Consider the following 18,603-nt stretch of genomic DNA (forward strand, 5'->3'; position numbering starts at 1 on the left):
GCCCGAGGTGCAAGTCAATCCGACTTGATCGCCGTCAGCATGTTCAGGCGGGCCGCCCGCCGGGCCGGCCACAGCGCCGCCAGGATGCCCACCGTCGCCGCCAGCAGGAGGAAGACGGCCATCCGCGCCCACGGCAGGACCAGTTCGTACGTCGGCAGGCTGGTGCCGATCAGCTCACCGGCCGCCCAGCCGAAGAACACACCGAGCCCGATGCCGAGCACCCCGCCGAAGAGCGAGATGACCAGGGACTCCAGGCGGACCATCCGCTTGATGCCCTTGCGGTCCAGGCCGATCGCGCGCAGCATGCCGATCTCCTGGGAGCGTTCGAAGACCGACATGGCCAGGGTGTTGATGACCCCGAGCACCGCGACGATCACGGCCATCGCGAGCAGCCCGTAGAGCATGTTCAGCATCAGCGTGAACATCTTCGCGATGTCGTCGGAGAGGTCCTGCTTGCTCTGCACCTTGATGGCCGGGTTGGAGCCGAGGGCCTTCTCCAGCCTGTCCTTGGTCGCGTCGGACGCGCCGTCGGACGTCTTGACCATCACCTGCATGTCGGCCAGGTCGGACTGGTGCGGGGAGAGCGTGGCGTTGTCCAGGATGATGCCCTGGATCAGCTCGTTGCCCTCGTAGACCCCGGCGACGGTCAGCGTCTGCTTCTTGCCGTCCTCGTAGGCGACGGTGAAGCCCGAACCGGCCTTCCAGCCGTGCGACTCGGCCGTCGTCCTGTCCACGACGACCTGTGTGCCGCCCACCTCGAAGGAGCCGTTGTCGACCTTGAGGTCGGTCAGCTCTCCGATCGCGTCGCCCGTGACGCCGGTGAGGTACTCGGTCTCGCCGCCGATGCGGGAGGGGGCGTTGCGCAGCGGGCTGACGGCGGTGACGTCGTCGGTCGCCCGGAGCTTCTTCTCGACGTCGGGGGAGAGCTCGTTGCCGTTGGCCATGCGGACCACGTAGTCCGCGCGGATCGCCGAGGAGGCCATCTTGTCGATGGACTTCTGCACGCTGCCCGCCATCACCGTCATGCCGGTGATCAGGGTGAGGCCGATCATCAGCGCGGACGCGGTGGCCGCCGTACGACGGGGATTGCGCACCGAGTTCTGACGGGCCAGCTTGCCCGAGACGCCGAACACCCGCATGACCGGTGCCGCGGCCGCGATCAGCGGGCGGGACAGCAGGGGCGTGAGGATGAAGACGCCGATGATCAGCAGGGCCGCGCCCATGCCCATGGGGGCCTGGCCGTCCGAACCGGACATCGTCGTCGCGGCCAGGACCACCGCGACACCCGCCGCCGAGAACAGCGCGCCCAGCGTGTTGCGCAGGACCAGCGACTTGGTGGTGGCCGGTGCGTGCAGGCTGCTCATCGCGGCCACCGGCGGGATCTTCGCGGCGCGGCGGCCGGGCAGCCACGCGGCCAGCATGGTGATGAGGACGCCGACGGCGAGGGCCGCGCCGACCGTGCCGGGCGTGATGACCAGCGGTCCGTCCGGGACGGTCGCCCCGAACGAGCCCATCAGCGACCGCAGGCCCGCCCCGATGCCGATCCCGGCGACCAGGCCGGTCACCGCGGCGACCGCGCCCACCAGGAACGCCTCCATCAGCACCGACCTGGTGACCTGGCGGCGCGAGGCGCCGACCGCGCGCAGCAGCGCCAGTTCCTTGGTGCGCTGGGCGACCAGCATGGTGAAGGTGTTGGCGATGATGAACGTTCCGACGAACAGCGCGATGCCCGCGAACACCAGCAGGCCCTGCTTCATCCCGGACATCGAGGTGGAGATCATCTCCGCCTGCCTGTCGGCCAGTTCCTGCCCGGTCGTGGTGTACACGAGGTCGTCCGGCAGCGCCTTGTCCAGCTCCGCCTTCAGCGCCGTCTGGCTGACCCCGGACTTCGCCCGCACGTCGATCTCGTCGTAGGTGCCCTTCTTGCCGAACAGCTGCTGGGCCGTGGCGGTGTCGAAGAGGGCGAGGCTGCCGCCTGCGGTGACGTTGCCGTCGTCGGTGGTGAAGATGCCGGTGATCTTCGGGGCGAGGACCGGACCGTCCACCGAGATCCGCACGGTGTCACCGACCTCGTATCCGGCGCGCTTCGCGGTCTCCGCGTCGATGAGGACCTCGTTCGCGCCGCTCGGCGCGTGGCCGTCGGCCAGCGGGTACCGGGAGTCCTTGGCGCCCCAGTAGTTGCCTCCCTGGGACTGGAAGCCGCCGCCGATGAGCTTGCCGTCCTTGTCGGCGATCGCGGTGAATCCGTTGACGACGCCGACGGCGGACGCGGCCCCCGGCACCTTCGAGCTGTCGTCGAGCAGCGCCTGGGTCAGCTCGGCCGTCTTGCCGACGGTGTCTCCCTTGTCCTCCTGGGTTTCGGCCTCCACGGCCACGTCGACCTGGTCGAAGCCCTTGGCCGAACTCTTCTGGAAGGCCTCGGAGATGGTGTTGGTGAAGACCAGGGTCCCCGACACGAAGGCCACACCGAGCATCACGGCGAGCACGGTCATGAGCAACCGGGCCTTGTGCGCGGACACGTTGCGCAGGGCGGTGCGGAACATCAGCTGGTACGGCCCTTCGCGTCGAACTCGGGGGTCTGGGGCCGCGCGGCGGAGCCGCTGGTGTTACCGCCCCCGGGAAGTCGCCGCATGAGGTCGAGGACCGAGTCCGCGGTCGGGTCGTGCAGTTCGTCGACGATCTGTCCGTCCGTCAGGAACACCACCCGGTCCGCGTACGCGGCGGCCACCGGGTCGTGAGTCACCATCACCACCGTCTGCCCGAGCTCCCGTACGGAGTTGCGCAGGAAGCCGAGGACCTCCGCGCCGGCGCGCGAGTCGAGGTTCCCGGTCGGCTCGTCACCGAAGATGATCTCGGGCCGGGACGCCAGGGCGCGGGCCACCGCGACGCGCTGCTGCTGGCCGCCGGAGAGCTGGGAGGGACGGTGGCCGAGACGGTCGGCCAGGCCCACCATCGTGATCACCGAGTTCAGCCAGTCCTTGTCCGCCTTGCGGCCCGCGATGTCCATCGGGAGGGTGATGTTCTCCAGGGCCGTCAACGTGGGCAGCAGGTTGAACGCCTGGAAGATGAAGCCGATCTTGTCCCGGCGCAGCTTGGTCAGCTGCTTGTCCTTGAGGGACCCCAGCTCCGTCTCGCCGATGCGCACCGAACCGGACGAGAAGGTGTCCAGGCCGGCCACACAGTGCATCAGGGTGGACTTGCCGGAGCCCGAGGGGCCCATGATCGCGGTGAACTCGGCCTGCCGGAAGTCGACGGAAACCCGGTCCAGGGCGACCACCTGGGTGTCGCCCTGTCCGTAGATCTTCGACAGATCCGTGGCGCGCGCGGCCACTGCGGTGGTCCGGTCGGCGATGGATGCGGTGGTCACGAGTTGGCACTCCTGAGGGAACGACGACGGATGGGGCCCCCGACGGGACGTGTTCAATCGTCGCCGCCACGGGCCGCCGTGTAGTCAGCCGCTGTTCTGGTTCCGAAGGCAGCCTCGGGTCGGACCACACCGTGCGCTGTCATACCTGGGGATGACAGCGCGGTGGGGGCGGGAGGCGTCAAGAACAGGTGGAGCGTCCTTGTTCAGACGGTGAAATTCCGTCATTCCGCATGCGTGGCCGTACGCCGCGCGCAAGGCTGTTGGCAAGTGCGGATGGCCTGTTCCACGTGCTGATGCACCCTCAGACCTCAATAAAATAAGACAACATCGGTCCGCCCACCCGATGTTCGGGGGAAGCCTCCCGATAGGCTCGGGACTTCGATGCGGAGCCCATGGCCTGCCCGGATGGTGGAATGCAGACACGGCGAGCTTAAACCTCGCTGCCCCTTCGCGGGCGTGCCGGTTCAAGTCCGGCTCCGGGCACCACGTGGAACACGGCTCTGTTTCAGACCGAGCGGTTCGACGACGAGGCCTCGGCGGAAGTCTTCCGCCAGGCCGTCGACGACAAGGCCGGCGGTGGCCGCCCGGCAGGGTGAAAGGCGCGGGGTGCATCGGCCCTGGGCCCGCGTCGAGGAGCGGTACTACTTCGAGCTGTGGGCCCGTCAGCGCGTCAGGGCCGTACGGGTGTCGAGGACCGCTACCGCGGGGGTTGCGTTCGAGAACTGGAGACATACGTTCTGGCCGGCTTCGGCGAAAAGGGCATGAGCTCCAGACGGGCCAGCTGCCAGGGGGTGTCCGGTCGGCGGCGACGACGGCCTCAGAGGTCGGCCGTGTACAGCGCGGACCGCATCGTGCGCACTCCGCCACCACACCGCTCAGCGGCGCATTCCGGCGGTCCTTTGGCCGGTAACCGTCTCTTGCGCCGGGGGTGGCAATCCGTCAACTAGGGTGCCGCGCATGGTGCTTTCAACTCCGACCCACGGCCGATTAAGACGGGTGCGTGGCCATTCGATGGCCGCCGGACGGAGTGTCGCATGAACAAACCGCTCAGGCGCATAGCCATCTTCTGCGGACTTCTGACGCTCGCGCTCCTGCTTCGGGCCAACTGGCTGCAATACGTCAAGGCCGACGACCTCGCCACTGACGACTCCAACCGACGCGTGCTGATCAACCGGTACTCGATGCCGCGCGGCGACATCATCGTCGGCGGCCGGCCGGTCACCGAGTCGGTGAAGGTGGAGGGCTCGGAACTGAAGTACAAGCGCAAGTACATGAACGGCCCGATGTACGCGCAGGTCACCGGCTATGCCTCGCAGTCCATGGGCATGACCCTGCTGGAGAGCACCTACGACAGCGTGCTCAGCGGCACGGATGAGCGGTTCGCGTTCGAACGATTCACCGATGTCGTCACCGGCGAGGAACGGCGCGGCGGGGACATCATCACGACGATCGATCCCAAGGCGCAGAAGGCGGCGTACGAGGGCCTCACCAAGCTCAACGCCCGAGGCTCGGCGGTGGCGCTCGACCCGAAGACCGGCAAGGTGCTCGCCCTCGTCTCCACGCCCTCCGCCGACCCCGGCGCGTTCGCCGGCAACTCCCTCAAGGAGAGCAAGCGGTTCAAGGCGCTGGAATCCGACAAGGGCAAGCCGCTGTCCAACCGGGCGCTGCGCGAGACGTTCCCGCCCGGCTCCACCTTCAAGATCCTCACCGCGGCGGCCGCGCTGGAGCACGGCGTCGTCACGGACGTCGACGCCCGGTCGGACGCGGTCTCGCCGTACCCGCTGCCGCTGTCCACCAACAAGATCAGCAGCCAGGCCGGGGACGCCGTCTGCAACAAGGCCTCGATGAAGACCGCCATGCAGTACTCCTGCAACAACGTCTTCCTCGACGCCGCCGTCAAGGTGGGCCGGGACCGGATGCTGGAGACGGCCGAGAAGTTCGGCTACAACAAGGACGTCTACGCCCCGGAACTCGGCGACCTGCGGGCCGCCAAGAGCCTGTACCCGGGCGGCCTGGACAAGCCCGGCACCGCGCTGACCGGCATGGGGCAGGGCAGTCTGACCAGTTCGCCGATGCAGATGGCCATGGTGACCGCGGCCCTCGCCAACGACGGCAAGGTGATGCAGCCCTACCTCGTCGACGAGGTGCGCTCGCCCGCGCTGAACACCCTGGAGAAGCACCAGCCGAAGCTGATGAGCCAGGCCGTCTCCAGCGAAACGGCCGCGAAGGTCCGGGAGATGATGGAGTTCACCGCCAAGGAGGGCAGCGCCAAGCGCGCCCTGATCGACGGCGTCACGGTGGGCGGCAAGACCGGCACCGCCCAGCGCGGCGTGAACGTGCGGGACCAGGTTCCCTACGGCTGGTTCGTCTCCTACGGCATCACGTCCGACGGCCAGTCCGTCGCCGTGGCCGTCTTCATCGACCCGACCGCCATGGACATCTCCCGTGAGGAGATCTCCGGCGGCAGCCTGGCCGGTCCCATCGCGCGGAACGTGATGAAGGCCGTCCTCAAGAAGTAACGATCCGCCCGACGACGGACGGCTCCTGACCCTGGTCGGGAGCCGTCCGTCGTCCTTCCTATGCGCCTCGCCCGCCGCCTATGCACACCGCCGCCCGATCCGTGCCCCGCACGTGACCGACGGGTTCCACTGGGTCCGTTCCAGAGTCCGGTGACTGCACGCGGAGTGACGGAGGCGGTTCGATGACCACACCCCTGGCCGATTATGCCAAGTTCGCGGGCAAACGCGTCGCGATCGTCGAGCACATGCAGAACCACCCCTTCGTCCTGGGACTGCACCAGGCGCGTGAGCACGGACTGGAGGTCTGGCTGCTCACCGGCGACCGCTCCTGGTACACCCACGGCCACGACTGGGAGTCCCACCCCCTCGCGGCGGCCGTCGACCGGGTGATCGACGTGGACACCACCGACCTGGAGGCGGTGCTGTCGGCGGTGACCGGCCCCGACGGCCGCCCTCTGGTGGACGGGCTGACGTCGTTCTCCGACTACCACACCGTCCTCGCCGCGCGGGCTGCCCAGCGGCTCGGCCTGCCCGGGCCCGACCCCGCCGCCGTGGAGACCGCGAACGTCAAGGACCGGCTGCGCGTCGCGCTCGGGGACGTGCCGTACAACATCCCGCACGCCCTGGTGAGCAGGCGGGACGAGCTCGCGGAGGCCGCCGCCCGACTGGGCTTCCCGATGATCGCCAAGCCGCCCGCGGAGGCCATCAGCTACGGCGTCCGGCGCGTCGACGACATGGACCAGCTGCTCGAGGCGTGGCAGGAGCTGTCGCAGGTCCGCCACAGCCTGCGCGGCCAGCCGCGGTCCGGGGACGTGCTCCTTGAGACGTACGTCGAGGGAGTCGAGGTGAGCGTCGAGACCATGACGGTGGACGGACACACCCATGTCTTCGGCGTCACGTCCAAGGACCTGTTCGGGGACCCCGCCTACATCGAGTGCGGGCACACCTTTCCCGTGCCGCTGTCCGACGAGGAGCGCGACGCGCTGTACTCCGTCGTCCGCCTGACCCTGGAGGCGATCGGCTACCGTCACGGCCCCTGCCACACCGAGGTACGCCGCACCGAGACCGGGTGGCGGGTCATCGAAGCCAATCCGCGCACACCGTCGAGTTGCATGACGATGCTGGTCACGGACGTCACCGGGCGCAGCCCGATCCTGGACGCCTGGCTGCTGGCGATCGGTGAGGTCCCGCCGATCGAGCCCGTCGTGCACAACGGGGGCGCGGCCGTGCGCATGATCTACCCCGAGCGGCGCGGCACCCTCAAGCGGATCGACGGCATCGAGGCCGCCTCCGCCGTACCGGGCGTCCAGGTGCTGCTGCACGTGGAGAAGGGCGACAAGTTGCTCCAGCGCATGGACAACTCCTCCTGCGTCGGCTTCACCTACTGCAACGGACCGGACCGACTGGAGGCGCGGGCCCTCGCCGACAAGGCGGCGGGCTTCCTCGACTTCGTGGTCGAGGAGGACGAGGCCGGCCAGGACACCCAGTCGTGAACGACAACGGTGAGGTGGTGCAGGTCCCCGGCGCCGCAGCGCTGGAGGAGGCCGGCTGGTCGGATCTGGTCGGCCCCGAGGACTTCTTCCAGACGTCCCGCTGGCTGGGGGTGCAGGAGCGCAACTCCGGCACCACCATGGACTTCCTCATGCGCCGCCGGGCCGGCACGCCCGTCGCGGCCCTGGTGACCGCCTGGGCGCACGACTCGGTGCCCTGGCTGCTCGCCCGTCCCGACGCGATGCTCGCCCGGGGAGTGCGGGACGAGGTGCCCGAGGCGCTGGCCCGGCTCGCCGACGTGGCCCGGGGCGATCCGGCCTCGCTGCTGCCGTCCCTGGTGTGCGGCGGCCGCCACCTGGGCCGCACCCGCCCGCTGGCCGCGCCCGAGGCTTTGCCGTCGGACGTGGAGGCTCTGGTGGCGGAGGCGGAGCGGCTCGCCGCCGAGCGGGGCGCGGCCTCGGTGTGTTTCCCGCACGTCGACGAGCGCGACGCCGACCTCGTCGACCTGCTGGAAGGACGCGGCTATGTCTCCCACCCGTCCGCGCACTACGCCTGGCTGCCCATCCCACCCGGCGGCTGGGACCAGTTCCTCGCCGAGATGAGCAAGCACCGGCGCCGCCGGGTCCGTCTGGAGCGACGCGCGCTGGCCGAGGCGAAGATCGACACCCGCGTCGAGCCGCTCACCCCCGAACTGGTGCCCCGCCTCGGCGAGCTGGACTGCAACCTGCTGCGCAAGTACGGCAACCCGGCCAGCCCCGAGCACTCGGCCGGCCTGATCGGCTGGATCGGCGAGGTCATGGGCGACGACGTGATGGTCTCCGTCGCCCGCAAGGACGGCGTCCCCATCGGCTTCGGGATGGTGCTGCGCTCCAAATCCCGGGGCCGGGAGGAGTGGTTCGGCCACCGGGCCGGCTTCGACTACGACGCCCAGGGCAGGCTGCCGCTCTACTACGACGTCCTGTACTACCGCGTCCTGGAGGCGGCGGCCGAGCAGGGCGTCACCGTTCTGCACGCCGGGATCGGCAGCGTCGAGGCGAAACTCGCGCGCGGCTGCCTCGCCGCCCAGGAACACTCCTACCTCCTGAGTCTCGGAAAGGGTCCACGATGACCACCCCGACCCGACGCTCCGCCCCGGCGACCAGAGGCCCCGGCTGGGACGCCGCCGTGGGCGCGCTGGTGAACCCCTCCGACCGGCGCGGCGGAACGCTGCGGCTGGTCTCCTCGTCCGCCATGGACTCGCTCGACCCGGCACGCACCTACTACGTGTGGGTGTGGCTGCTCCAGCGGCTGCTCAACCGCACGCTCATGGCCTACCCCACCGACCCCGGGCCGGGCGGACTCGTCCCGGTCCCGGACCTGGCCGACGGCCCCGGCCGGGTCAGCGACGGCGGCCGCGTCTGGACCTATCGGCTGCGCCAGGGCCTGCGCCACTCCGACGGCACCCCGATCACCTCCGCCGACGTACGGCACGCCGTGCAGCGGGTGTTCGCCCAGGACGTACTGCCCGGCGGCCCCACCTACCTCGTACCGCTGCTCGACGATCCCGCCCGGCCCTACCCCGGCCCGTACCGGACCGACGAACCGCTGCGGTCCGTACGCACGCCCGACGAGCACACCATCGTCTTCCACCTGAACCGGCCGTTCTCCGACTTCGACCACCTGATGGCGCAGCCCTGTGCGGCGCCGGTGCCGCGACATGCCGACACCGGCGCCGACTACGGCGACGCCCCGCTCTCCAGCGGCCCGTACCGCGTGGCCCGGCATCGGCTGGGCGCGCACCTCCAGCTGGAGCGCAACCCGCACTGGGACGCGGCCACCGACCCGATCAGGGCCGCGCTGCCCGACCGGGTGGAGCTGACCATCGGCCTGGACGTCGACGAACTCGACGCGCGGCTGATCGCCGGGGAATTCGACATCAACCTGGAGGGCCGGGGGCTTCAGCACGCCGCACAGGGCCGGGTCACGGTGGACGAGGTGCTGCGCTCGCACACCGACAACCCCCGCACGAGCTTCCTGCACTTCATCGCGATCCAGCCGCACATCCCGCCGTTCGGCGACGTCCACGCGCGCCGGGCCGTGCACTACGCCGCCGACCGGCTGCTGCTCCAGGACGCGCGCGGCGGTCCCGTCACCGGCGGTGACCTGACCACGGCCCTGTTCCCGCCGCGGCTGCCGGCCCATCAGGACCTCGACCCCTACCCGGGCGGCCCGGACCTGCGCGGCGACCTGGACGCGGCGCGGGCCGAGCTGAAGGCGGCGGGCCTCCCGGACGGCCTCGAAGCGGTGATCGGCACCCAGCGGGGCAAGTTCCGGCTGGTGGCCGACGCGCTCGCCGAGTCGGTGGCCCGGGTCGGCATCCACCTGACCGTCAAGGAACTGGACGTGGCGACGTACTTCAGCCTCGGGGCCGGTCATCCGCGGACGGTGCGGGAGAACGCGCTGGGGCTGATCGTCACCGACTGGGGCGCCGACTTCCCCACCGAGTACGGCTTCCTCGCGCCGCTGGTGGACGGCCGCCAGATCAAACGCAACGGCGGCAACTGGAACCTTCCCGAACTCGACGACCCGGTGGTCAACGGCCTGATCGACGAGACCCTGCACACCACCGACCCCGCCGAGCGCGCCGACCGGTGGCGGGAGGTGGAACGCCGGGTGATGGAGCACGCGGTGCTGCTGCCCCTCGTCCACGACAAGACCCTGCACTTCCGCAACCCGTGGGTCACCAACGTCTACGTCCATCCGGCCTTCGGCCTCTACGACATCCAGGCGATGGGCCTAGGCCCTGTCTGACAATTCCCGCCTGCCGCGCGACGACGGGAATTGTCAGACAGGACCTGGCCCCCGACGCGGCCCCCGGCTCCGACTCGTAAGGACAACGCGCATGACCGACATCCCACAGGAACTGGAGTTCGTCCCGCTCGTCGCGGACGACGACGACACGGTCGGCCAGTGGCTCGCCCTGCTGGCCGAGTCGTCCGGCGACCTTCCGCACGCGGCTCCCCCCTGCGACGTCGACATGGTCGGCTCGCTGCGCCACGCCCCGCCCGCCACTGCCCTGGACGACTGGGTGGTGCGGGCCGACGGCCGGGTGGTGGGCGCGCTGCGCCTGGTGCTGCCGGAAGGGGCACCGGCCGCCCGCGTCGACCAGCTGCTTGTCCATCCGCGGCTGCGCCGGCGGGGCATCGGGCGCGCGCTGCACGGCCACGCCCTCGAACTGGCCCGCAAGCACGGGCGGTCCACGCTCGCCGCGACGCTCACCGAGGGCCTGCCGGACGGGCCGCCGCTGGGCGCGGGACCGGCCGCGTTCGCCGCCGCGCTGGGCGCGGTCCGCGCGGATGCCCCGGCGGGACTGCACCAGTGGCTCGACCTCGACCGGCACGATCCGCTCGCCGGCGGCGTCCCCGCCCCGCCGTCCGGCTACTCCCTCGTCACCTGGGGCACCATCACGCCCGACGAGTACGCGGTACAGGTGTCGGCGCTGGAGCTCTCCCTCGGCGACACCCCCGCGGACGCCGCCCAGCAGGAGGTCCGCACCAGCTACGCCCGCCAGTTCGAGACGATGCGCGTCGGCCGGGGCCGACGCGCCCACCACACCGGCCTGGTGCACGAGGCGAGCGGTGAACTCGCCGGGTACACCAGCGTCTCGAAGACCACCGGCAACCCCCGGTACCTGCTCCAGGGCATGACCGTGGTCCACCGCGATCACCGCGGCCACGGCCTGGGCCTGCTGCTGAAGCTGGCGAACCTGGACCACGCGCTGCGCCACGAGCCCGAGGTGCGGCTGGTGGAGACGGCGAACGACGAGACCAACCGGCCGATGATCGCGGTGAACCGGGCGATGGGGTTCGAACCCTATGACCGGTTGGTGTCCTGGACGGGTGCGGTCGGCTCGGCGGGGGGCTGAGCCCCGGGTGGTGTGCGGCCCTCGCTGACCGGTGTCCGGTTCGCGAGGGCCTTGCGGCGTGCGGTGGTCGAGCCGGCCAGGACACCGCCGACGACCGCCACACTGCCCACGGCCGCCCAGCCGGTCAGGCGTTCGTCGAGGAAGATCCAGGAGGCCGCGACGCCGGCCACCGGCTCCAGCATGGCGAAGGGAGCCACCGTGGCCGCCTCGTACCGCTTCAGCAGGGCCGTCCAGATGCCGGAGCCGACCACGGTCCCGGCGAGCGCGATGTACAGCAGCGCCACCAGGGCGGGCCAGCCGTCGGCGCTGAAGGAGGAACCGAGCGCGCGCCAGCCCGTGGTGGGGCCCTCCATGACGGCCGACAGGGCCAGCAGCGGCACCGGCGGCACGACCGCCATCCACAGGGCGAAGTGCACCGGGTGGTCCGGGCGGGCCAGACGTCCGGCGATGTTCCCCACGGCCCAGCCGAGGGCCGCCAGCACGGTCAGCAGCAGCGGCAGCAGGGCGACGGTGCGGCCCGGTTCCACCGCGATCACGGTCATGCCCAGCACGGCCAGGACGATCCCGCCCAGCTGCCGCAGGTTGATCCGCTCCCCGAGCAGCGCGATGCCCAGCAGCATGGTGAACGGCGCCCCCACCTGCACCACGACCGAGGCCTGCCCCGGCGGCATGCCCTGGTCGATGGCGAGGAACAGCAGCCCGAACTGCAGCACCCCGAAGCCCATCCCGTACAGCATGAGCCAGCGCAGTGGCACCTTGGGCCGGGGCACGAACAGCACCACCGGCACGGCCAGGACCAGGAACCGCAGCGCGGAGAGGAAGTACGGCGGGTAGTGGTCGAGGCCGATGCGCACGGCGAGGAAGTTCAGGCCCCACACCAGGGCCACGAAGGAGGCGAGGAGACGATCCTTGACGCTCACCGGCCGAGCATCCCGGACTCGATCACACGGGCGCCGAGCCCGCGCAGGAACAGACCGTCCCCGACGGACTTCTGCTCGTCGGCCCGCTGCCGCAGCACCAGGACGTACGTGTCGCCGGAGCGGTCGCTCAGCAGCCAGCAGAACATCATCACGCCCGGAAGGGACCCGGCCTTGAAGTAGGCCCGCGTCCAGCGGCCGCTGTCCACGACGATGCCCGGGTTGGCGGTCATGATCTGCTCGACCGTGCCGGTGGCGTCCCGCTCGCTGTCGGCGACGAGTCCGCGCAGGACGTGCAGCACGTCGTAGGCGTTCATGAACCAGTCGACGCCGAACTGGTGGGCACTCTCACCGAGGTCGGACAGACGCACGGTCAGCGGCCGGTCGATCCCGTCCAGCAGAGCCCGTCGTGTTCCCTCGTCTCCGGTGGCCCAGCGTTTCCTCACCTCCGGTTCCCCCCACCCCAGTTCGAAGATGTCACGGCTGCTCGGGAACGGTCGTAACAGCGCGGGGTCGTGGTGCCCGGAGTCGGCCACCGCCTGTTCCGCCGCCCTCCGGCCCAGCCGGTCGAGGAGCAGGTCGGCGGCCGTGTTGTCACTCATCGCGATCATCTTTTGCGCCGTCCCGCGCACCGGCAGTCGGGTGCCGTCCGGGAGGTCCTGCATGTCACCGGTGGGCAGGCTGCGCAGTTCCGTCCGTACGGTCACCTCGTCGTCCCAGGTCAGCTCCCCGCGCTCGACGGCGTGGGCGAGGGCGCGCATGAGGTACAGCTTGTTGACGGAGGCGGACGGCATCGGACGGTCGGCGGCCGAGGCGTGCAGGACGTCGTACCCGTCGGCGGTGAGCCGTGCGGCGAGGACGGAGTGCTCCACGCCGGGGGTGCGCAGCGCCTGCTCCAACTCGTCCCAGGTGCGTATCTCGGGAGTCACGACCTCGGGCTGGAGGGTGAGCACGCGGATCAGGCCGTCGGAGTCGAGCGTCAGCGACAGCGTCTGGCGTTGCTCTTCCGGCCCGGACAGCGTGACCCACGCCTTGTGTGCGACGGGCTGGTACGACACGACGGTGAACGGGCCCTTCGCCCGCCACCCGGCCAGCGTCGCGGCGAAGTCCCAGCCGGGCCGGGCGGTCACGGAGGGCACGAAACGGCCGGCCAGGTCCACGTCCTGGCCGGTCTCGGGCCCGGTCAGGAGCCCCACGACCCACAGGGCCGCATCCCCCCGCGGCGAGGCGTCGGCGGCGAGCGCCGCAAGCGCGGCGGACGGCACGGAGGGCACTGACGGGGTGGACGGGATCGACGGGACGGACGGGACGGACGGGACGGAACCGGCAGATTCGATCATCTTCGCTCCTTGTCGGCCGCTGTGCGGGAGAAACGGGAGAAAACCGTGGGCATCCGGCGCTCTCCACACCGCCCATCGCCGCACCCGGATGGCGCCGTTCGTCCGGCCAATCTGCCGCAGCCCGGCAGGGCGCGCCCGGGGGCCCGGCGCGGCCCGCATAACCCGGCGGAAACAGTCATAGCGCCGGCATCGCCCGAGGCGGCGCGCCACCCGGCGACGGCCCCGCCGCCCCCGCTATCCGCCCGGTCTTCGGCCGCTCTTCACACCGGCCGACGAGGAGAGCCCGAAGAGTGACGTTGCCTACGATCGATTCCGAACAAATAGCAGAGAAATGCGGACAATTCAGCGGTACTGATCTTCACGGAAAAGGAAACCGACATTGTCTCTCGGGTCGGAATTGACGTCTGTGGCCGGTCGGCCGGAATTACTCTCCCCGTTCAGCCGCCATGACCTGTCGTTGCTGGACACGGTGGGGCAGTGCGGGGACCTCGGTGAGATCGCCCGGCGTGCCGGGACCCGGCTCGCCTCCGTGGAACGCCGACTGGACCGTCTCGACCGGGCCGTCGGACTGCCGCTGACCCTGCGCAGCCGTCACACCGCCCGGCTGACCTCGGCGGGTTCGCGGCTGCTGGTCGCCGGGCGCCGGTTCTTCCACCGGGTCGACCTCGCCGCGCGCACGCACATCTTCGGCCACGGCCCCGAGGCCGTCGACGCCCCGGAAGTGCTGTCCATCGCCTCCAGCGAACCGCTCCTTGAGGAGGTCGTCGAGGATGCCGCGGCCCTGGTGGGCCTGCTGCTGTCGGTCCGGCACGAGGCGCCGCACCGGATCGCCGGACAGTTGGCCGGCTACCACGTCGACGCGGTGTACACCTGGAGCCTGGACTCCCCGCGCCACTCGTTCGACCGGGCGACCCGCACGTACGCCGTCCTCGACGATCCGCTGTGGGTGATCCTGCCGCTCGACCACCCGCTCGCGGTCCGCGACACCGTCTCGCTGGCCGATCTGCGGGACGAGACCTGGGTGTCCGAGACCGGACCCAGCTCCGAGATCCTGGTGTCCCGGGTCTTCCAGACGGCGGGCCTGCCCTCGCCCACCCGGCTGCGCGTCACCGACGCCTCGGTCGCACGGGGGATGCTGCGCCGCGGTGACGCGATAGGGCTGGGCTCACCCACCCACCCGGCCGTCCTCGACCCCTCGCTGGTCCGCCGCTCGCTCGCGGAACGTCCGCACCGCACCACCAGCCTGCTCGTCGACCCCACGATCGTGCCCCGGGCGGTGGCCCGGCGGCTGGCCGCGCTGATCGCCGACCGGCATCTGCGGCGGTTCGCCGAGCAGCACCGGGACCTGCTGCACGAGCCCTGGTGGGCGCGCTGGTACACGGAACGGACCGGAATTCTCGCCGACGGCGCCCCGGACCCTCTCGCCGACGGCGCCCCAAACCCTCTCGCGGACGGTGGCCCGGACCAGGGCCCGGCGCCGGTGCCGGCCGAGGCCCGCAAACTGGACGTGACGGACCTCCATCTGCTGCGGGCGGTGGCCCAGCACGGCAGCATCAACCGCGCGGCGGCCGCGCTGTGCATCAGCCAGTCCGCGCTCACCCGCCGCATCCACCGCCTGGAGCGGTCCCTCGGCGCCCATCTGCTGCTGCGCAGCCCCCGGGGCACCGAGCTGACCGACCCCACCCGCCGCTTCCTGCACCAACTCTCCCGCTACGAGGCAGAGTTCCGGGTCGCCACGGCCGCCTGCCGCACCGTCGACCATCCGTTGCCGCGCGGGCACTGGCCGGCCCGGCACGCGACGGCGGCGGGGCTGTCGGGGGAGGCGGGGTGACAGGGGCGCCCGTCTCGTTGGCCCCCGGGGCTGTCGGGACGGGCGCCGCTCTCACTTCGCTCCGAGAGCCACGTAGTCGTACATCCCGAAGGAGCCGGTGACGTAGACGTTGCGGGCGTCCGGGTGGCGGTAGAGGAGGGAACGCGGGTAGAGGTAGGGCACGATCACCGCGTGGTCCATGGTGAGGCGGTCGATGCGGTGCCAGATCTCCGCCCGCCGTACCGGGTCGGCGCAGCCGGCGCCCTCGTCGAGGAGCGCGTTGATCTCCGGGTCGTCGAGTTCGCCCATGTTCTGGTTGCCGCGTTCCTTGATCGCCCGCCCGTCGACGATCTGCTGCAGGAAGCCGTAGCCGTCCGGGAAGTCGGCGCCCCAGCCGAACATGATGATGCCGATCCCGTGCTCACGCAGGTACTCGGGGCAGCCGCCGTAACGGTCGAAGTAGTCACCGGACGGGAAGTCCAGGACCTCCGCCTCGATGCCGACCCGGGCGAGGCCGGCCGACAGTGCCTCGGCGGCCCGGTACTCCTTGAGCCGGTCCTTACGGGCGGCGATCTTCGTCCGGAAGCCATCGGGCATCCCCGCGGCCTTCAGCTCGGCGCGGGCCGCCGTCAGGTCCCCGGTGGCGTGCGGACCGACCGGGTAGCGGTCGAAGGGACGGTAGCCGTCGAGCGTCGGCGGCAGGATGGTGGTCGCGATGTCCCCGCCGACCGAGCCGCCGTACGCCTCCTGCATCGCGGCCTTGTCGGTGGCGAACTGCACGGCGCGCCGGCAGTGCACGTCGTCGAACGGCGGGATCCGGCTCGACAGGCAGTAGATCCAGGTGAAGCCGGTCAGCGGGTTGTCGGAGTTCGCCCGCAGCGCCGGGTCCGCGAGGATGCGCTCCTGCGTCGAGGGCTGCACCCCGAAGCCTGCCAGGTCGATGTGCGCGTCCCCGGCCAGCAGCATGCGGTCCACGTCGTGCGGGTCCTTGCCGAGGTGGACCTCGACGCGCCGGGCCCGCCGGACGCGCACCGGGTCGGTGGCGGGGTCCCAGTGCGGGTTGGGCTCCAGGACGGCCAGTTCGCCGCGCGTGTAGGAGGCGACCCGGTACGGTCCGGTCGCCACCGGCTTCAGCCGGTACCGCGCGCCGGTGTCCAGCCGGCGCGGCACCGGGGTCGTGCTTGGCATCGTCGCCAGCAGGTCCAGGCCGGCGAACGGCTCGCGCAGCCGGAAGACCAGGGTGCGGTCGTCGGGGGTCTCCAGCGTGGCCGGGCCGTCGGCGTCCGGTTCCCGCCACGGGCCGCCGTAGTCGGTGCCGAGCAGCTGGCGGAAGTAGGTCGGCCCGGCGCCCAGCACGTCGGTGCCGTAGTTGCTGCGGGCGATCGCGTACTTGACGTCGCCGGAGGTGACCGGGGAGCCGTCCTCGTAACGCAGCCCCGCACGCAGCCGGTACGTCCACACCCGGCCGCCCTCGGAGGACTCGCCCAGGGACTCGGCCAGGTCGGGCACGAGCCGCTGGCCCGCCTTGCCCGGGGCGGTGTCGAAGGTGACCAGGGTTCGGCCGATGAGCCTCAGGAAGTTCCAGGTGTAGGCGTAGTAGGTGTTGCCGGGGTCGAGTGAGTCGAAGTCGTCCGTGCGCACGAGCCGGAGCGTGCCGCCCTCGGCGTCGGTGGCGCGGACCACGCCGCGGACGGCGGTGTCGAAGTCCTCGTCCGTGGTCGTCGAACGGGTGGTCTCCATGGCCCTCCAGCCCTCGTCGTCGCGTTCCCTCACATCGTGCGGGGGCGGTGCGCCGAACGAGGGCCGTGGCGGCGTGCGCGCATAGCCCGGGCCCGGTCGGTATAGCCGGGCCGGGCGGTGTCAGGTGGTGTACTCCGAGTTCAGCCGCACGTAACCCTCGGTGAGGTCGCAGCCGTAGACCGTGAAGGCGCCCTGGGCGATGCCGAGATCGACGCCGATGACGACCTCGTCGCCGCGCAGGTGCTCGGCCACGGCGGCGCGCAGCGCGTCCTCGTCCCGGTCGCCGCGGGCGCTCGGCGGATAGACCTCGACCTCCCCGAAGCGGACGGTGACCCGGTCCTGGTCGATGTCGGTGTCGTCGGAGCACTTGCCGATAGCCATGACGACCCGGCCCCAGTTGGGGTCGCTGCCGTGCACCGCGGTCTTCACCAGCGGGGAGTTGACCACGGTCTTGCCGACCCGCTTGGCCTGGGCGTCGTCGCGGGCGCCGGTGACCTGCACCTCGATGACCTTGCTCGCTCCCTCGCCGTCCCCGGCGATGTCCTTGACCAGGGCCAGCGCGACGGTGTGCAGCGCCCGCTCGAACTCCCCCGGATCCACCTCGCCGGCCAGCCCGTTGGCGAACAGGGCCGCCGTGTCGCTGGTGGAGGTGTCGGTGTCGATGCTCACCGCGTTGAAGGTGCGGTCCATGACCCGGCGGAAGATCCGGTCCTGCTCGGCCGGGTCGAGCCGGGCGTCGGTGGCGAAGAACGTCAGCAGCGTCGCCATGTCCGGTTCCAGCATGCCGACGCCCTTGGCGATGCCGACGAGGGTCGCCGGGCCGACGCTCACCCGGACCTCTTTGGGCCGGGTGTCGGTCGTCATGATGGCGTGGGCCGCGCGGTCGAAGCGGCCCTCGGGAAAGGGCCAGGCGAGCGTCTTGAGGTGGTCCCTGATCTTCTGCATCGGGTACTGACGGCCGATCACCCCGGTGGAGGCGATCAGGAGTTCGTCCTCGGGCACGCCGAGGGTGCGGGCGACGGACTCCCGGATCTCACGCGCGTCGGCCTCGCCCTGGCGGCCGGTGGCGACGTTCGCGTTGCGGGCCAGCACCACCACGCCGCGGGCCCGGCCGTCCGCACTCGCGTCCCGGCTCAGCCGGACGCTCGGCCCGGCGAACCGGGAGCGGGTGTACACGGCGCTCACCTGCGCCGGGACCGTCGAAGCGAGCACGGTGAAGTCGTCGCGGCCGTCGTCGGCCACCACCGGCGCCGTGTGCACGACGAACCCCTGCGGTGCCTGCGGTGCGGTGTCGGACATGTCAGCGTCTCCTGTCGCGAGGAATCCCGGACTGCATCTTTTCTAGTTGCTTAGCATATTCATGCACGGCGATTGGTCGCTTCATGCACGGCGGTCGGTCGCTTCATGCACGAAGGTCGGTCCCTTCATGTACGACGCCCGTCCCCTTATGCACGACAGACCGCCCGCTTCGTGCGCGAAGGCCGTCGCCCCCCGCCGAGACCGGCGAGGGGCGAC

Annotated in this window: 12 protein-coding genes and 1 tRNA gene; 7 read left to right on the forward strand and 6 right to left on the reverse strand. The window is 71.1% G+C overall.

All coding sequences use genetic code 11. The features are described 5' to 3' along the window. Positions 1 to 14: 14 nt before the first annotated feature. Positions 15 to 2,543, reverse strand: a complete 2,529-nt coding sequence (locus tag ABZ027_RS27125; protein WP_356772766.1) for an FtsX-like permease family protein — start codon at positions 2,541 to 2,543, stop codon at positions 15 to 17. After that, positions 2,543 to 3,367 (reverse strand): ABC transporter ATP-binding protein, encoded by an 825-nt coding sequence (locus tag ABZ027_RS27130; protein ID WP_356772768.1) that lies wholly within the window; start codon positions 3,365 to 3,367, stop codon positions 2,543 to 2,545. Before ABZ027_RS27130 ends, ABZ027_RS27125 begins: the two co-directional genes overlap by 1 nt. A gap of 399 nt (positions 3,368 to 3,766) precedes the next feature. Between ABZ027_RS27130 and ABZ027_RS27135 the strand changes: the two genes are divergently transcribed. From ABZ027_RS27135 to ABZ027_RS27160, 6 genes are all read left to right on the forward strand, one after another. Continuing rightward, a tRNA-Leu gene (locus ABZ027_RS27135) sits at positions 3,767 to 3,853 on the forward strand. A gap of 548 nt (positions 3,854 to 4,401) precedes the next feature. Continuing rightward, on the forward strand, positions 4,402 to 5,886 hold the full coding sequence (locus ABZ027_RS27140; protein WP_356772770.1) for a penicillin-binding protein 2: 1,485 nt from the start codon (positions 4,402 to 4,404) through the stop codon (positions 5,884 to 5,886). 182 nt (positions 5,887 to 6,068) lie between these two features. Next, positions 6,069 to 7,379 (forward strand): ATP-grasp domain-containing protein, encoded by a 1,311-nt coding sequence (locus ABZ027_RS27145; RefSeq protein WP_356772772.1) that lies wholly within the window; start codon positions 6,069 to 6,071, stop codon positions 7,377 to 7,379. Further along, positions 7,376 to 8,485 carry a GNAT family N-acetyltransferase gene (locus ABZ027_RS27150; protein WP_356772774.1) on the forward strand — a complete coding sequence of 370 codons (1,110 nt, stop codon included), beginning with the start codon at positions 7,376 to 7,378 and terminating at the stop codon, positions 8,483 to 8,485. The genes ABZ027_RS27145 and ABZ027_RS27150 overlap by 4 nt, the downstream gene beginning before the upstream one ends. Further along, the gene (locus ABZ027_RS27155; RefSeq protein ID WP_356772776.1) at positions 8,482 to 10,167 is read left to right on the forward strand and encodes an ABC transporter substrate-binding protein; all 1,686 of its coding nucleotides are present in this window, start codon (positions 8,482 to 8,484) and stop codon (positions 10,165 to 10,167) included. Before ABZ027_RS27150 ends, ABZ027_RS27155 begins: the two co-directional genes overlap by 4 nt. Before the next feature lie 91 nt (positions 10,168 to 10,258). Then, positions 10,259 to 11,281 carry a GNAT family N-acetyltransferase gene (locus ABZ027_RS27160; protein ID WP_356772778.1) on the forward strand — a complete coding sequence of 341 codons (1,023 nt, stop codon included), beginning with the start codon at positions 10,259 to 10,261 and terminating at the stop codon, positions 11,279 to 11,281. Here ABZ027_RS27160 and ABZ027_RS27165 read toward each other — a convergent pair. Both ABZ027_RS27165 and ABZ027_RS27170 read right to left on the reverse strand, forming a co-directional pair. After that, a complete protein-coding gene (locus tag ABZ027_RS27165) occupies positions 11,230 to 12,201 on the reverse strand; it encodes an EamA family transporter (protein ID WP_356772780.1) in 972 nt (323 codons plus the stop codon). The genes ABZ027_RS27160 and ABZ027_RS27165 overlap by 52 nt on opposite strands. Next, positions 12,198 to 13,538, reverse strand: a complete 1,341-nt coding sequence (locus tag ABZ027_RS27170; protein WP_356772782.1) for a serine hydrolase — start codon at positions 13,536 to 13,538, stop codon at positions 12,198 to 12,200. Before ABZ027_RS27170 ends, ABZ027_RS27165 begins: the two co-directional genes overlap by 4 nt. A 457-nt stretch (positions 13,539 to 13,995) precedes the next feature. Here ABZ027_RS27170 and ABZ027_RS27175 point away from each other — a divergent pair, with 457 nt between their 5' ends. Continuing rightward, positions 13,996 to 15,369: a LysR family transcriptional regulator gene (locus ABZ027_RS27175; protein WP_356772783.1), complete on the forward strand. Its 1,374-nt coding sequence runs from the start codon at positions 13,996 to 13,998 to the stop codon at positions 15,367 to 15,369. A 51-nt stretch (positions 15,370 to 15,420) separates the two neighbouring features. Here the strand turns inward: ABZ027_RS27175 and ABZ027_RS27180 are convergent, their stop codons facing one another. Next, positions 15,421 to 17,088: an ABC transporter substrate-binding protein gene (locus tag ABZ027_RS27180; protein ID WP_356772785.1), complete on the reverse strand. Its 1,668-nt coding sequence runs from the start codon at positions 17,086 to 17,088 to the stop codon at positions 15,421 to 15,423. Positions 17,089 to 17,208: 120 nt separating this feature from the next. Continuing rightward, complete coding sequence (gene argJ, locus ABZ027_RS27185) at positions 17,209 to 18,387, reverse strand: bifunctional glutamate N-acetyltransferase/amino-acid acetyltransferase ArgJ (RefSeq protein ID WP_356772787.1); 1,179 nt, start codon at positions 18,385 to 18,387, stop codon at positions 17,209 to 17,211. Positions 18,388 to 18,603 lie beyond the last annotated feature (216 nt).

Origin of the sequence: Streptomyces sp. NPDC006332, from assembly GCF_040612855.1 — a bacterium.
GTDB lineage: Bacteria > Actinomycetota > Actinomycetes > Streptomycetales > Streptomycetaceae > Streptomyces.

Coding starts and splice junctions, on each gene's coding strand:
- ABZ027_RS27125 (WP_356772766.1), bottom strand. CDS start 2,543: ATGTTCCGCACCGCCCTGCGCAACGTGTCCGCGCACAAGGCCCGGTTG.
- ABZ027_RS27140 (WP_356772770.1), top strand. CDS start 4,402: ATGAACAAACCGCTCAGGCGCATAGCCATCTTCTGCGGACTTCTGACG.
- ABZ027_RS27145 (WP_356772772.1), top strand. CDS start 6,069: ATGACCACACCCCTGGCCGATTATGCCAAGTTCGCGGGCAAACGCGTC.
- ABZ027_RS27155 (WP_356772776.1), top strand. CDS start 8,482: ATGACCACCCCGACCCGACGCTCCGCCCCGGCGACCAGAGGCCCCGGC.
- ABZ027_RS27160 (WP_356772778.1), top strand. CDS start 10,259: ATGACCGACATCCCACAGGAACTGGAGTTCGTCCCGCTCGTCGCGGAC.
- ABZ027_RS27170 (WP_356772782.1), bottom strand. CDS start 13,538: ATGATCGAATCTGCCGGTTCCGTCCCGTCCGTCCCGTCCGTCCCGTCG.
- ABZ027_RS27180 (WP_356772785.1), bottom strand. CDS start 17,088: ATGGAGACCACCCGTTCGACGACCACGGACGAGGACTTCGACACCGCC.
- argJ (WP_356772787.1), bottom strand. CDS start 18,387: ATGTCCGACACCGCACCGCAGGCACCGCAGGGGTTCGTCGTGCACACG.